The following is a 14,133-nucleotide window of genomic DNA, read 5'->3' as shown; positions in this document are numbered from 1 at the left end:
TGTGCAGTCACACCCCTCCAGCCTACGGGGGCGCGGTGCCGGAATTCTTTGTGACCTCGGTGGTTATGGTGCGTTTCGGGTGGGAATGGCGCAGGGAAACTGCTTACAGCCCGTGTTCACGCAGCCAATCCCCCAGAACGCGCTCGAACACGTCCGGCTGTTCGACGTTCGGCAGGTGCGCGGAGTCGTGGAACCGGCATCCGTCGGCGTTCGGAATCGTGGTCACCAGGTACTCGTACTGGGCGAGGGTCTCGGACACGTCGTGGTCGCCGACCATCACCAAGGTCGGCACGGTGATGTCGACGACCCGGTCGTACGCGGGTGGTTCGAGCGGGATCGGCGACGGCTCCTCATCGGCGTGCCGCACGTTGGCGGCATTGAGCGCGTACGCCGTCTCAACAAATGCGGGGTCGAGCTCTTCGGCGGAACGCTCTGCTCCGAACGACCACAGCTCGACCTCCTTGCGGGCGATCTGCTCCCAGTTCTCCTCTTCGACGAGAGCGTCCAGCTCGTCGAACAGGGCATCCTCGCGCTCCGTCAACTCGATGACCGGAAACCCGCCTGGGCCGCTTCCGATGGTGACCAGGCCCACAACCCGCTCGGGCGACTCGACGGTGAGGTCGATCGCGATCATGCCGCCGCGCGAGCAGCCGATGACGGTCGCCTTGTCGACGCCCAGGTGATCCAGCACCGCGCGGGCGTCCGCTCGGTTGGAGAACTCGACATTCTCGGTCTCTGTCTCCCCGAAGCCTCGCGTGTCGTAGCGGATGACGTAGTGGTCCTTTGCCAGCGCGTCCACCTGGGGGTCCCACATCCGAAGCGTCGCTACTCCGGCGTGAATCAGCAGCAAGGCGGGGGAGTCGGAGCTGCCCGCGGTCTCGTAGTAAAGCCGGGCGCCGTCGACGTCGATGGTGGGCATGAGGCAACGCTATTCCAGCGCCCGCACTGCACGCCAGAGGTCGACCCCGTGCGCTACTGCGGGATACGGATGCCGCGGATGACGCCGAGCGCGTCGCGCGCCTTCTCGAGGTCGCGCTTCCGGGTCGCCGCAAGCAACTCGGTCTGCGCCTGGGTCAGCGCCTCCAGGTCGATGAACTCGGGAAGGTGGAGGCTGCCGAGCCGCACCATGTGCACGACCGAGCGGATGGCGCGTCGCAACTCCGGGTTGAGCGATACGACCGCCATCCGGTTGAAGAATTGGAAGTTGGTCGTCGCGATCGATTGCACATCAAGCTTCGCGACCGCATCTTCGAACGCGGCATGGTCGGCGGACAGCTGTTCGACCAGTTCGTCGGTCGCGACCGGAACGACCTCTTCGATGAGGGCCGCATAGAGAGCGATCCATACTGTCATGGCGTTCGCGGTCTGCTGCGGGCTCACCACAGCGACGCGAGTGAAACGGTTGGCCGAAGCCTCGACCAGGCCGATCTCGCGGAGTCGCTGGATCGCCTCACGAACCGGTGTCCTGGAGACGCCGAAGGACTCTGCGAGGTTGGTGTCGCTGATCTTCTGGCCCGGCAGGAGCCTGCCCTCGTTGATGTCGGCGAGGATCGCCTCGAAGACCGTCGTCACCACCTTGCTGGTGGCAATTCCCTCGTCACCGGAAATGGTTGTTCGCGGCACCGTGGCGGTCGTCTCGATCACGCTCCCAGAATAGTCATTCGGATGCCCCCGTGCGGGGGCGCGACCGATGTGTCTACCTCCCGCGGGCAAGAAACCTGACCGAACACGCGGGCGTAGCGAGGCTCAGAAGATCATCGGGCGATCGTCGTCGTCACTTTCGTCGTCCGCGAGGTCGACCGTGACCGGCACGTGGTCGCTCGGGGCGTCGCCCTTGCGCTCATTCCGGTGGATCGCGCCGTCGGTCACCCGGTCGGCGAACGCCGGCGAGCCGAGGATGAAGTCGATGCGCATGCCCTCGTTGCGCGGGAACCGCAGCTGCTTGTAGTCCCAGTAGGTGAACAGGCCCTCCGGCACGTGCGGGCGCACGACGTCGATGATGCCGGCCTCCGCGAAGGCGTTGAACGCGGCGCGCTCGGGCTCCGACACGTGTGTCGAGAACCCAGGCACCACCGCCGGGTCGCCGTTGTCGGCGTCGGTCGGCGCGACGTTCCAGTCGCCCATGAGCGCGAGTGGGGCATCCGGATGCTCCTGCAGCCAGTTCTGCGCGTACACCCGCAGCCGGGTGAGCCAGTCGAGCTTGTAGTAGTAGTGCGGGTCCTCGAGCGCGCGGCCGTTCGGCACATACAGGCTCCACAGCCGGATGTCATCGATCGTCACGCCGAGCGCCCGTGCCTCGAGCGGCAGGCCGACGCCCTCCTTGCCCTTCTCGAAGCCGGGCTGGTCGGGGAAGCTCGTCTCGACATCCGTCATCGGCAGTCGGCTGGCGAAGGCCACTCCGTTCCACTGGTTGAGTCCGTGGGCGACGACCTCGTAGCCGGCCGCTTCGAACGCCTCGATGGGGAACTGCTCTGGCTTGCACTTGATCTCTTGCATGCCGAGCACGTCGATGTCCTCACGGACCAGCCAGTCGACGACCCGCCCGTAGCGTGTGCGGATGGAGTTGACGTTCCAGGTCGCGATGCGCATGTCCCAACGCTATCGGGAGCGGGTGTCCCACCAGCCGACGGACGCGGCGACGGCGAGCCCGCCGATCACCATCGAGCCGTGCGGGTAATAGGCGAACAGCACGGCGCCGCCGATGAAGAATGCGAGGAGCGCGCCGAACCGCACGATCGGCCAGCGGGGCCGGATGCCTCGGCGGAACGCCGCGATGGCGCACACGATCGCCAGCAGGCCGATCGCGATCAGCAGAAACGGTTCGATGCCCCAGAGCGCGCGGAGCGGATGCGGCCAGTCCCGCGCGAGATAGCTGACGATCACCATCGGACCGCTCGCGAGAGTGACCCAGAAGGTGATCGCCCCTGTCACGCCGAGCGTTGTCGTGATGGGACGCATCGCGAACGCGAGCAGCACGAACGAGACGGACGCGGATGCGCCAAACAGCAGATAGTCCTCGGTCTACCCCAGCGGGGCGAACAGCGCGCGGTAGCCGTCGTAGATCGGCAGCGGCTCGATTGCGTGCGCCCAGCCGGGCGCCGGATAGTCGGGGAGCGACTCCCACGCCACGTGCTGGGCGGGGAGCAGGAACAGCGACCACAGCGAAGCGAGCACGGCTAACACAGCGGCGACGACGCGGGGATTGATGCGAGATGGCATGGGAGTTCTCACTAGAGTTGGTCGGGTGACGGACGCGCGCCAGCAGCTCATTGAGCACATCTCGCGGAATGCAGTATTCCACGGAGACTTCACCCTCACGAGCGGCGCGCGCGCCAACTTCTATGTCGACCTGCGGAGCGTCAGCCTCGACCACAGCGTCGCACCGCTCATCGGTCAGGTGATGCTCGACCTCATCGCGCCGATCCCGGATGTCGCCGCGGTCGGCGGGATGACCATGGGCGCCGACCCGATAGCCGCGTCGATCCTGCACCAGGGGGCAGCGCGCGGACTCGCCTACGACGCCTTCGTCGTGCGCAAGGAGCCGAAGGATCACGGCCGGGGTCGTCAGGTCGAGGGACCGGATGTCGCGGGCAAGCGCGTGATCGTGGTTGAAGACACATCCACCACGGGGGGTTCCCCGCTTCAGGCGATCGAAGCGCTCGTCAAGGTCGGGGCAGAGATCGTGGCAGTCGCCGTGGTGGTCGACCGTGACACCGGCGCACGCGAGCGCATTGAAGCGGCCGGTTATCCGTATCTGGCGGCGATCGGGCTCGAGGACCTCGGGCTGGCATCCGGAGGTTCCGCGCAGTGACCAAACCAGGCGAGGCGAGTCTCGAGGACTGGCTGGCCGAGAGCTTCGGCGCAAAGGAAGAGCCACCGCCTCTTGTCGAGCCGCCGGAGCCGACCTTCGGCCCGCCGACGGTCGCACTCGGGGAGTCCTTCACACCCACTGTCGCTGCCGAAGCGCCGACGGTGGCACTCGCTGATCCGCTGGTGTCCGCGTCGAGCACCGCGCCCCCGGAGCTGCCGACCGAGGTGTTCGCCGCTCCCGCCGGCGGCGCGCTTGATGACCTGTTCGGCGAGCAGCAGTTCCGCGACTATGAAGCAGAGCCGATCGCCAGCGAGAACCCGTTCGCCGCGCGCCGCACGACGGAGGCGACCGCCCAGGGGGCGGAGGGCGGCGTCAGCTCGACGCAGAAGAAGCTCATGTGGGCGGCGGGTTCGGTCGTCGCGGTGCTCGCGCTGGTCGCGCTGTTCATGGTCGGCACCAAGATGCCCGGTCTCGTCGGCTCGCCGCAGGCATCCGGGATCGGCGCCGAGGACACGGCCGACACGGTCGGGCCGCTTCCACCCGGGCAGTACTCGTGGGACCTGCTGCGGGGCGGCGAGTGCCTCGACAGCTACTCCGGGGCGTGGAGCGACACTTTCACGGTCGTCGATTGCGGCACTGACCACAGTGCGCAACTCGTGCACCGCGGCATCGTGCCGCTGCCGGAGACCGGCGCCGACTCGTTCCCGGGTGTTGCCGCGCTCGACGCACAATTGCAACCGCTGTGCGCGGCCGCGACCGTGCTGGACTACGAGGCCGCGGGCGCGTACAGCGACATCCAGGTCGAAACCAGCTTCCCGGCGACCGAGCAGGCCTGGAACGAGGGTCGTCGCGACTTCCACTGCTTCGTCAGCCGGGCATCCGGCGAGCCGATCAGCGGAAGCCTCGCCGCGCAGCCCGACGCAGAAGATTAGACCGCTACGAGCTGGGCGCTGACCCCAGCGCGGCGGCGACCAGGCGCACACCCTCTTCGGCGTCGATTCCGAGCTGCCGGATGCGTGCCGCGTATTCGGCGGCCGCCTCTTGCGCCTTCCGCTCGGCGGCATCCCCATGGGTGGACACGAATGTGCCGTTCCGGCCGCGGGTCTCGATGATCTGGTCCAGTTCGAGCTCGCGGTAGGCACGCGCGACGGTCCCGGGGGCGATGCCGAGATCGTCGGCGAGCCGACGCACGGTCGGCAGGCGCGTGCCCGGTGCCAGCGTGCCGCTGCTCACCTGCTCGAGCAGGTGCGTCCGGAGCTGCTCGAACGGCGGCACCGACGACTGCGGGTCAACGACAACCCTGCTTGCGTCCCACGCTGCCTCCATCATGCGCCCAACGTATCAACCGGGTCGGCGCAGGCGTCAGGATGCCGGGGCGTGGGTTTCCAGGAACTCGTACACCTCGGTGTGGTCCACCCCGGTGAACGTGTCCACCGGCACCGCGGCCAGCAGCGACGACTGCAGGCGCGGGCTGGGGAACGATTGCTCGCTCCACTTCGAGGCCAGCGGCGCGGGTGGCTGACGGCAGCACGCTGGGTCCGGGCATCCGGAATTCTTCCGGTTCGCCGTGTCCCGCCCGCGGAACCACTTCACGTGAGCGAACGGCGTGCCGACGCTCACCGAGAAGTCGCCCTGGGTGGTCGACTGGATGCTCGAGGTGCACCAGTAGGTGCCGTTCGGTTTGTCGGTGTACTGGTGGTACGGGCTGAACCGGTCGGCGATGTCGAACACCTGCCGCGCGCTCCAGAACCGGCACACCACCTGCCCCTCGACAGCTCCGAGCACGTCGTGCGGGAACTTGGCGTCGTCGTTCTCATACGCCTTGGAGATGGTGCCCGACTGGTGCACCTTCAGGAAATGCAGGGGGATGCCCAGGTGATGGGTCGCCAGGTTGGTGAAGCGGTGCGCGGCGGTCTCGTAGGTGACGGCGAACGCATCCCGCAGGTCCTCGACCGACAACTCCCGGTTCGCCTTCGCCTCGGCCAGAAACTCGACCGCGCCAGCTTCCGGCACCATCAGCGCCGCCGCGAGGTAGTTAGTCTCGACCCGCTGCAGCAGGAACTCGCGGTAGTCATTGGGCTCCTCGGCGCCCAGAACATGCCCGGCCAGCGCCCGCAGCAGCGACCCGCGCGGGTCGGCGCCCTTCTTGTCCACCGGGAGGTAGATGCGCTTGTGCCGCAGGTCGCTCACCGAGCGGGTCGACGCCGGCAGGTCGGTGACGTAGTGCAGCGTGAACCCGAGGTGGGCGGCGAGTTCGGATGCGAGTCGCTGCGAGAGCGGACCGCCGGTGTGCCCGACCGCGGCGAGCAGGCCGCGAGCGGTGCTCTCGAGTTCCGGGAAGTAGTTGTTCTGCCGGCGCATCTGGTCGCGCAGTTCCGTGTTGGCCCGACGCGCCTCCTCCGGGGTCGCCGCGCGCTCGCGGTGCAGCCGTTCGAGCTCCGCATGCAGCCCGAGCACCGTCTCGATCGCCTCGTCGCTGAGCGACTTGCGCACCGGCAGGGGTGGGAGACCGAGCGAGCTGTAGAGCGGCCCGCGCTGGATCCGCTCGAGCGCGATCTCCAGTTGGGCTCGCCGCGACGGCGGCTCGGCGCTGAGCAGGTCGTCGAGGGTCGCGCCAAGAGCGCGAGCGACGGTCTGCAGATCGCTGAGCCTCGGTTCCCGCTTGCCGTTCTCCAGCACGCTCACTTGGGAGGCGGCTCGCCCGATCGCGGTACCGAGGTCCTCCAGCGTCATGCCGCGGCTCTGCCGCAGTTGCCGGATGCGCTTGCCGATGGTGAGCGCATCCAGGCTTGTGTCGTCAGCGGGCAGGGGCATTACCGTCGTCATCCACCCACAATGTCAGGTCTGCCGGTTCGGCGGAACAGAAAACCAGCGGTTCTTCGGCATAAATGCTGCGCGCGCAATCGACGAAGTTCTGGAGACGATCAGGAATCGAAGCCCAAGCCGAGCGCGTCGAGCGTCTTCAGGATGAGATTCCTGCGCCCGCGATTGTGGTCGGCTCGGTCCATCGACCACCGTGTGGCCTGGATGCCCATTGACGCGATCGGCTCCGGCGGGAACGGCAGTGGGCGCTTGCGCACCATCTCGAGTTCCGTCCTCTCGGTCGTCAGGCCTTCGAGCTGGTCGAGCATTACGTTCGCCGCGAAGTGCACCGCTCCGACACCGAGCCCTGTAAAACCGGCTGAGTAGGCGACGCGACCGCCGCGAGCGGTTCCGAAGAACGCGCAGAACCGGGTCGAGCTGTCGATGGCTCCGGCCCAGCGGTGCGTGAAGCGGATGCCCTCCAGTTGCGGGAAGGTGGTGAAGAAGTGGCTGGCGAGTCGCTCAAACGACTGCGGTCGTTCCTCGTACGCACTGCGAAGCCGCCGCCCGTAGTGGTAGATCGCGTCGTAGCCGCCGAACAGGATCCGGCCTCCCGCGCTCATCCGGTAGTAGTGGAACTGGTTCGCCATGTCGGCCAGTCCCTGCCGGTTCTGCCAGCCGATCGACGCGAGTTGCGCCGAGTCCAGCGGCTCGGTCATCAACACATAGTCGTAGACCGGAACGGTGGCCAGCGCGTTGCGCTTCAGCAGCGACGGGAACGCGTTGGTCGCCAGCGCCGTCTTGGTGGCCGTCACCTCACCGTGCGCGGTCACCAGCCGCGACACCGGCTGCCCGGATGCGTCGTCGGCGTCGATACGTTTCACGGGCGAGTTCTCGAAGATCTCCACGCCCAGTTCAGCGGCAACCCGTTCCAGTCCCGCGACGAGCTTGCCGGGGTGGATCAGCGCGGTGCTGCGCTTGTGCCAGAGCCCGGCGAGGTAGGTGGGGGAGTCCACTTCGGCACGAACGGCTTCAGCGTCGAGGAAGACGTTGTCGGCGTCGGTCCGCTCCTCCAGCAGCCACTCGACCTGGTGGTCCTCGATGGCGAGGTCGATCGAGCCGGTGCGCTCGAATTCGCAGTCGATGCCCAACTCGATCACCGCGCGTTCGATCTCATCGAGGTTCTCGAGCCCCAGCCGGTTGAGCGCTTCGATCTCCTTAGGCCAGCGGTTTCGGCCGTTCTGTTCGCCGTGGGTCAGGCTCGCCTCGCAGAAGCCGCCGTTGCGACCGGATGCCGCCCACCCGAGCGTGCGGCCTTCCAGCAGCACGACGTGGGCATCCGGGTTCCGTCGCTTGGCGAGCACCGCCGTCCACAGGCCCAGGAAGCCACCGCCAACCACCGCCAGGTCGCACCGGATCGCACCGGACAAGCTCGGGTGCGAGACCCGTTCACCCAGATCGTCGAGCCAGAACACGGCGTGCTTGCTGTCGCTCAGCGATTGGCTGACAAGGGAGGCCGCCGGCCGGTTCCTCTCAAAAACGGTGGTGCCCACGAAGGACGTTCCTCTCTTGCTTCTCTGGTCAGGCGTTGTCGGCGGCGTAGACCCGCTCGCCGTTCACGAACGTCTGCAGCGTGCGGGTGTTGCCGATCTCTTCGGGGGATCCGGCGAACGGATCGCGATCCAGCACGACGAGGTCGGCGAGGTTGCCGGGTCGAATGGTGCCGGTGTCGTCGAGGTGGTTTACCCAGGCCGAACCGGCCGTGTAGGCGGTGAGCGCGCTCGCCAGGTCGATGCGCTGCTCGGGGAGGAACACGTCGAAGTCGCCCTCCTTCTGACTCGGCGCGGAGAGCCGATTCACGGCGACATGGATCGCGGCGAACGGGTCGGGTGTGCTCACCGACCAGTCGCTGCCGGATGCGAGCACAGCGCCACTGCGCAGCAGGTCACCGAACGGGTACTGCCAGGAAGTGCGTGGCTCGCCCAGGAACGGGAGGGTGAGGTCGACCATCTGCGGCTCGAGCGCAGCCCACAGCGATTGCATGTTCGCCGCGACGCCGAGTTCCCTGAACCGGGGGACGTCATCCGGATGCACCACCTGCAGGTGTGCGATGTGGTGCCGGTTGTCGCCGCGCCCGTTTGCCGCAATCGCCGCACCAACCGAGTCGAGGCACTCGCGCACAGCACGGTCGCCGATGGCGTGGAAGTGCACCTGGAAGTCGAGCTGGTCCAGCGCGACTACCGCGTCGCGCAGCACTGCAGGGTCGACGAAGGAGATGCCGGAGTTGCCGGTGTGATGCCCGCAGCCGTCGAGGTACGGCTCGATCATCGCCGCGGTGAAGTTCTCGGCGACACCGTCCTGCATGACCTTGACGCTCGTGGCCGCAAACCGGCCGGCTCGGGACTGCTCCCGCCGGGCGACGAGTTCCGGCACCTGCTCCAGGCCGCGCGTACGGTCCCACCAGAGCGCACCGACGACGCGCGCGGTGAGCTGGCCGCTTTGCGCCGCCGCCAGGTACGCGGGTGTTGCGTCCCCGGCGTCGCCGTAGTCGCCGAGGATGGCATCCTGCCAGGCGGTGACCCCCACCGAGTGCAGGTACTCCTGGCCGATGAGCAGCGCGCGCAGGTAGTCCTCCGGCGAGGTGGCGGGCAGCAGACGGTTCACCAGGGTCATCGCACCCTCGTGCAGCGTGCCGGTCGGGGTGCCGTCCGGGTCGCGTTCGATGCGGCCATCGGCGGGGTCCGGTGTGTCGGCGGTGATGCCGGCGAGCTCGAGGGCACGACTGTTCACCCAGGCGCCGTGGCCGTCGCGGTTGGGCAGGAAGGCCGGTCGATCCGGGATGACGGTGTCCAGGTCCTCGGCCCGCGGCGTTCCGCCCGGGAACGCCGACATCCCCCACCCGCCGCCGAGGATCCACTCCTTGTCCGGATTCGCCGCTGAGTACTCCGCCAGCCGTGCGAGGTAGCCGGCCTTCGTCGATTCCTCGGACAGGTCGCAGCGGATCAGGTCGAGGCCGCCCCACACCGCATGCACGTGGGCGTCCTGGAAGCCGGGCACAAGCATCCGGCCATTCAGGTCGACGACCTCGGTGGCGGAGCCGATGAACTCCTTCACCTCGTCATGGCCGACCGCCACGATGCGGCCGTCCTTGACTGCGACGCCGGTTGCCCGACGCCGGACGGCGTCGGCAGTGAAAACCGGTCCGCCGGTGAAGACGAGGTCTGCGGTGGGCATAAGACTCCTTTGGATGCGATCTCGGCAGGTGGGGAGGACGGCTCAGCCGCCGCCGACGGTCTTGGCGATGTCTGTGGCCGAGTCGCCGGCGCGGCGCAGCACCACCGCGACCAGCGCGAGCGCGCCGAGGGTGAGCAGCAGCATGATGGTGGACACCGCGGCGATCTCCGGCCGCAGCCCTGTGCGCACCGCGCTCAGCACGTACACCGGCCATGGGGTGGACCCGGACACCTGCACGAATGCGGCGACGATCGTGTTGTCGAGGCTGAGAGTGAACGACAGCAGCGCTCCGGCGAGCACGGCCGGGGTGACGAGCGGCAGGGTGATCTGGGTAAAGCGGCGCAGCGGCGGCGCGTACAGGTCGGAGGCTGCCTCCTCCAGCGACTCGTCCAACCCGATCAGGCGGGAGCGGACGATGTACGCGACGACCGCAGTCGAGAACAGCGAATGCCCGACCACAAGGCGGACGATGCCGTTGTCGAACAGTCCGAGGCCGACATCCTGGCCGAGGAAGACCATCCACGGCAGCAGCGCGACAGCATCCACGATCTCCGGGGTGACCGTGACCAGCACCAGCAGGACGAGGAACCAGGGCACCCACTTGCCTGCCCGCCGCGCAAGGGCGACCCCGGCGAGAGTGCCGAGCACCGTGGCGATCAGCGCGGAGATGACGCCGGCTTGCAGCGACACCCAGACCGCGTCGCGAATCGCCGGCTTGGTCACGATGGACGCGAAGGAGTCGAATCCGAATCCGCCCCAGGCCACGAGCAGCCGGCCGTTGTTGAACGAGTAGATCAGGATGATGATGATCGGCGCGAACAGGAACGCAAAGACGATGACCGCCCAGGCGCGCATCGACAGGTCGATCAGCGAGGTGCGTTGCTTCATTTGGGTGATCCCAACACGAGGCGCCCACGAGCGCGGAGCGGCCAGCTGGCGAGCCAGGCGACGAGGAATGCGATCGCGGCCGAGATCAGGATGGTGAGGATGAGCACTACCGCCATCGCCGAGCCGAGCGCCCAGTTCTGGGCGGTCTGGAACTGGTTGGCCACCATCTGCCCGGCCATGTTGCCCTTCGCCCCGCCGAGGACGGTGGCGGTGATGTAGTCGCCCATCAGCGGGATGTACACGAGCAGGATGCCGACGATGATGCCCGGCTTGGCGAGCGGAAGGGTGATGTTGATGAACGTGCTCCAGCGACCGGCGCCTAGGTCCTTGCTCGCCTCGCGCAGCGGCAGGATCACCCGGTCGAATGCCACGAACAACGGCAGCACCATGAGCGGCAGGTAGTTGTAGACCACCCCGATGAGCACCGCCGTCCTTGTGAACATCACGTCGAGTGGTTCATCCAGCGCGCCGGTTGCCTGCAGCAGCCCCGAGAACCAGCCCTCGGGCGCGAGGATGATCTGCCAGCCGATGGTACGGATCAGGAAGTTGGTCCAGAACGGGATCATGACCATGGCGAGCAGGATGCCGCGGTGCCGGTTAGCCGCCTTGACCGCGAGCCAGTAGGCGAACGGGATTGAGATGGCGAGGCAGATCAGGGTGCCGGTGACGCCGACCCACAGGGTGTTCTGGAATGTCTGGAAGAAGGTCGGAGACAGCGCTTCTGCGTACCGGTCGAACGACAGCCGGTCGTTCGCGTGCGTCCCGAAGATGCCCGGCTTGTAGCCGAAGCTGAACCACAACACCATGCCGACCGGCGCGACGAAGAACGCCGTCAGCCAGGCCCAGGCGGGAAGGGCAAGCGCAGCGCGCGGTCCCTTGAGCCAGTCCGGGCGGCGGCGTGCCGGCGGCGTGTCCAGCATCGTCACCGGAGCGTTGGTCGAGTGTGTCGTCATGGCGTTGCAGTTCGCGCGCTAAGCGCCGGCGGCGGCCTTCATCTTGTCCCAGATCTCAACCGCGCGCTGCTGAGCATCGTTGACCTCACCGGTGTGCATCATGTCGAGCTGTTCTGGCGTGAAGAACACGAGGTCCAGCATCTCCAGACCGGCCTCGCGCGCGGCGTCCTCGATCCCGGCGACACCGGTGTGGTAGCCGATGTAGTCGAGTTCGGCCAGCGACACCTCGGGGTCGAGCACGTGGTTGATGAACGCGTGAGCGGCCTCCGGATGGGGTGCGCCCTCGGCGATGGCCCAGTTGTCTGCCCACAGTTCGGTGGCGGGGTTGCCCAGCACCCACTGCCAGCGGTCCGGGTCGGCGCTCTCGAGGATGCCGATGCGCGCGTCGCCGTTCCAGGCCTGCATCAGCGCGTGCTGCGACTGCGGGATGGCGACGCCGCCGGGGTAGGAGTCGAAGGCGGCGACGTGCGACGCGAGGGTGTTCACCAGGAAGTCCTCGGCCGCATCGAGGTGGGCGGCATCAGTCGTCGTCCAGTCGATGCCGTTCGCCCAGAAGTAGAGGCCGGTGAGTTCCGCAGGGTCGTCGAGCAGCGAAACGTCGCCACTTGCCTCGTTCATGGCTGCGTCGATGAAGTCCTTCCAGGTCTTCAGCTCGCGAGTGATCTTGGTCTTGTCGTAGACGAAGCCGGTGGTGCCCCAGGCCTTGACGACCGAGTAGTCGTTGTTCGGGTCCCAGTCCCGGCCGAGGAACACCGGGTCGACGTTCTTGAGGTTGGGGATGAGGTCATGGTTGAACTTGGCGAGCAGCCCGTTCTCGACCATCTGCGGGATGAACTGGCCGGTCGGGACGACGATGTCGTAGCCGCTGGTGCCCTTCGCCGCGACCAGCTTGGAGATCATCTCCTCGTTGGAGTTGAACGAGTCGAGAGTGACCGCTGGGCCGAGGTCCGCGGTGAACTGCGCGAGCACGTCTGGGTCGTCGTAGTCGCCCCACGTGTAGATGGTCAGCTTGTCCTCGAGCGCAGCACCGGTCGCCCGGGGGGCCGTTGAGCCATCGGGGGAACTGCACGCGGCCAGCAACCCGGCGCCCGCCGCGGCCGCGGCGAAGCTGAGGAAGCGACGCCGGTTGTACTGTGCCGCGATCATGCGGCTGGCCGCACTTGAGGCGAGAATCCGAACAGGCTGCTCGTGGGACATCAGGGTCGCTCCTTCACTGAGATCGAGTTGGTGGGTGCTGCTGGGTTGCTCAGGGCGCGTTCGATCTCGGCCTGGGCCTGCGCCGCCTGCTCCCCGGGGAAGTAGTTGACGCTGTCCGCGTCCCAGGAGCACCAGACCCTGGCGCCCACCGGAATGCGGGGGGCGGTCGGGCGGGGTGCCCTGGCCTGGATGGTCAGTCCATCTCCGACCGAGACGAGGAACTGCAGGGTCTCGCCAAGATGCGAGATGCCGATGAGCTCTCCCGGCAAGGCGTTCTGCTGGGAGGCGGGCTGGTCTTCGGAAACGGTGACCTGTTCCGGACGAATCGCGGCCTGGGCATCCGTTCCCGACGCCATGTCGGAGGGTCGAGACGTGCGCAGGGTGCCGTGCGCGGTGTCCAGCAGGTCGGTCTGACGCCCGATGGTGCCGGGGATGAAGTTCTGCTGCCCGATGAACCCGGCGACGTAGGCGCTGGCGGGGGAGTCGTAGATGGTGTCGGCATCCGCCAGCTGTTCGATGCGCCCGTCGCGCATGATGGCGATCCGGTCGCTCATCGACAGCGCCTCGCCCTGGTCGTGGGTCACGAAGATGAAGGTGATGCCGAGACGGGACTGCAGCAGCTTCAGCTCGACCTGCATCTCTTCTCGCAGCTGCCGGTCGAGTGCGCCAAGCGGTTCGTCGAGCAGCAGCACGGCCGGGCGGTTGATGAGGGCACGCGCGAGGGCGATGCGCTGCTGCTGGCCGCCCGAGAGCATGTTCGGCCGCCGGTCGGCGAAGGAACGCATCTTCACCATCTCGAGCGCCTCGGTCACCAGCTGGTGGGCTTCCGCCTTGGGGACCCGCTTCTGCCGCAGGCCGTAGGCGACGTTCTCGGCGACGCTCATGTGCGGGAACAGTGCGTAGGCCTGAAAGACGGTGTTGACGTTGCGCTTGTGCGGTGGGACCCCGAGCACGTCCTGGCCGGAGATGCGGATGCGGCCGGCGTCTGGCCGCTCGAAGCCGGCGAGCATGCGCAGCGTCGTGGTCTTGCCGCATCCGGATGGCCCGAGAAGGGAGAGGAACTCGCCCGGCTCGACGCGGAGGTCGATGCTGTCGACCGCGGTGCTCGCACCGAACGTCTTGGTTACCGACTCGAGCACCACTGCGCCGGGGGCTTCCACGCGTTGCGCGTCTGAATGCTCGCTGGATCCGGGGGAAGCCTCGCTCGTGAGATTGGTCGAAACAGTCACTTCGGCTTCAGGCCTCCGG

The 14,133-nt window shown here is 67.5% G+C and carries 15 protein-coding genes; 2 read left to right on the top strand and 13 right to left on the bottom strand.

From position 1 onward, the window contains the following. Positions 1–103: 103 nt before the first annotated feature. From HGK58_RS02075 to HGK58_RS02055, 5 genes are all read right to left on the bottom strand, one after another. Entirely contained in the window at positions 104–919 is an 816-nt protein-coding gene (locus HGK58_RS02075) for an alpha/beta fold hydrolase (protein WP_168625884.1), read from the bottom strand. Positions 920–972: 53 nt separating this feature from the next. Then, the gene (locus HGK58_RS02070) at positions 973–1,644 is read right to left on the bottom strand and encodes a GntR family transcriptional regulator (RefSeq protein WP_168625883.1); all 672 of its coding nucleotides are present in this window, start codon (positions 1,642–1,644) and stop codon (positions 973–975) included. A 102-nt stretch (positions 1,645–1,746) separates the two neighbouring features. After that, positions 1,747–2,589 (bottom strand): exodeoxyribonuclease III, encoded by an 843-nt coding sequence (locus tag HGK58_RS02065; RefSeq protein ID WP_168625882.1) that lies wholly within the window; start codon positions 2,587–2,589, stop codon positions 1,747–1,749. 9 nt (positions 2,590–2,598) lie between these two features. Then, complete coding sequence (locus HGK58_RS02060) at positions 2,599–2,976, bottom strand: hypothetical protein (protein WP_168625881.1); 378 nt, start codon at positions 2,974–2,976, stop codon at positions 2,599–2,601. Between the two features lie 45 nt (positions 2,977–3,021). Next, positions 3,022–3,219 carry a hypothetical protein gene (locus HGK58_RS02055; RefSeq protein ID WP_168625880.1) on the bottom strand — a complete coding sequence of 66 codons (198 nt, stop codon included), beginning with the start codon at positions 3,217–3,219 and terminating at the stop codon, positions 3,022–3,024. Between the two features lie 25 nt (positions 3,220–3,244). On the opposite strand from HGK58_RS02055, the gene pyrE reads away from it, so the two are divergent. Beyond that, positions 3,245–3,811 carry an orotate phosphoribosyltransferase gene (gene pyrE / locus HGK58_RS02050; protein WP_349236100.1) on the top strand — a complete coding sequence of 189 codons (567 nt, stop codon included), beginning with the start codon at positions 3,245–3,247 and terminating at the stop codon, positions 3,809–3,811. Then, positions 3,808–4,743, top strand: coding sequence for a septum formation family protein (locus HGK58_RS14000; RefSeq protein ID WP_168625878.1), 936 nt, complete (start codon positions 3,808–3,810; stop codon positions 4,741–4,743). The genes pyrE and HGK58_RS14000 overlap by 4 nt, the downstream gene beginning before the upstream one ends. A 4-nt stretch (positions 4,744–4,747) precedes the next feature. Here HGK58_RS14000 and HGK58_RS02040 read toward each other — a convergent pair whose 3' ends face one another. From HGK58_RS02040 to HGK58_RS02005, 8 genes are all read right to left on the bottom strand, one after another. Further along, entirely contained in the window at positions 4,748–5,140 is a 393-nt protein-coding gene (locus tag HGK58_RS02040) for a GntR family transcriptional regulator (RefSeq protein ID WP_227411716.1), read from the bottom strand. 33 nt (positions 5,141–5,173) lie between these two features. Next, a complete protein-coding gene (locus tag HGK58_RS02035; RefSeq protein WP_168625877.1) occupies positions 5,174–6,637 on the bottom strand; it encodes an XRE family transcriptional regulator in 1,464 nt (487 codons plus the stop codon). 98 nt (positions 6,638–6,735) lie between these two features. Next, positions 6,736–8,166, bottom strand: coding sequence for an FAD-dependent oxidoreductase (locus HGK58_RS02030; RefSeq protein ID WP_168625876.1), 1,431 nt, complete (start codon positions 8,164–8,166; stop codon positions 6,736–6,738). Between the two features lie 28 nt (positions 8,167–8,194). Next, positions 8,195–9,847: an amidohydrolase gene (locus HGK58_RS02025; protein ID WP_168625875.1), complete on the bottom strand. Its 1,653-nt coding sequence runs from the start codon at positions 9,845–9,847 to the stop codon at positions 8,195–8,197. A 42-nt stretch (positions 9,848–9,889) separates the two neighbouring features. Then, a complete protein-coding gene (locus HGK58_RS02020) occupies positions 9,890–10,735 on the bottom strand; it encodes an ABC transporter permease (RefSeq protein ID WP_168625874.1) in 846 nt (281 codons plus the stop codon). Then, entirely contained in the window at positions 10,732–11,688 is a 957-nt protein-coding gene (locus HGK58_RS02015) for an ABC transporter permease (protein ID WP_168625873.1), read from the bottom strand. Before HGK58_RS02015 ends, HGK58_RS02020 begins: the two co-directional genes overlap by 4 nt. An 18-nt stretch (positions 11,689–11,706) precedes the next feature. Then, positions 11,707–12,885 (bottom strand): spermidine/putrescine ABC transporter substrate-binding protein, encoded by a 1,179-nt coding sequence (locus HGK58_RS02010; protein ID WP_168625872.1) that lies wholly within the window; start codon positions 12,883–12,885, stop codon positions 11,707–11,709. Next, the gene (locus HGK58_RS02005) at positions 12,885–14,045 is read right to left on the bottom strand and encodes an ABC transporter ATP-binding protein (protein WP_349236099.1); all 1,161 of its coding nucleotides are present in this window, start codon (positions 14,043–14,045) and stop codon (positions 12,885–12,887) included. Before HGK58_RS02005 ends, HGK58_RS02010 begins: the two co-directional genes overlap by 1 nt. Between the last annotated feature and the right edge of the window lie 88 nt (positions 14,046–14,133).

The sequence above is a fragment of the Cryobacterium sp. BB307 genome, assembly GCF_012274275.1.
GTDB lineage: Bacteria > Actinomycetota > Actinomycetes > Actinomycetales > Microbacteriaceae > Terrimesophilobacter.
This window is presented reverse-complemented; position numbering and strand designations above follow the sequence as displayed.

Excerpts from the sequence above, each read along its gene's own strand:
- HGK58_RS02055 (WP_168625880.1), bottom strand. The coding sequence starts at position 3,219 with ATGCCATCTCGCATCAATCCCCGCGTCGTCGCCGCTGTGTTAGCCGTG.
- HGK58_RS02075 (WP_168625884.1), bottom strand. The coding sequence starts at position 919 with ATGCCCACCATCGACGTCGACGGCGCCCGGCTTTACTACGAGACCGCG.
- HGK58_RS02035 (WP_168625877.1), bottom strand. The coding sequence starts at position 6,637 with ATGACGACGGTAATGCCCCTGCCCGCTGACGACACAAGCCTGGATGCG.
- HGK58_RS02025 (WP_168625875.1), bottom strand. The coding sequence starts at position 9,847 with ATGCCCACCGCAGACCTCGTCTTCACCGGCGGACCGGTTTTCACTGCC.
- HGK58_RS02010 (WP_168625872.1), bottom strand. The coding sequence starts at position 12,885 with ATGTCCCACGAGCAGCCTGTTCGGATTCTCGCCTCAAGTGCGGCCAGC.
- HGK58_RS02015 (WP_168625873.1), bottom strand. The coding sequence starts at position 11,688 with ATGACGACACACTCGACCAACGCTCCGGTGACGATGCTGGACACGCCG.
- HGK58_RS02065 (WP_168625882.1), bottom strand. The coding sequence starts at position 2,589 with ATGCGCATCGCGACCTGGAACGTCAACTCCATCCGCACACGCTACGGG.
- HGK58_RS02020 (WP_168625874.1), bottom strand. The coding sequence starts at position 10,735 with ATGAAGCAACGCACCTCGCTGATCGACCTGTCGATGCGCGCCTGGGCG.
- HGK58_RS02040 (WP_227411716.1), bottom strand. The coding sequence starts at position 5,140 with ATGATGGAGGCAGCGTGGGACGCAAGCAGGGTTGTCGTTGACCCGCAG.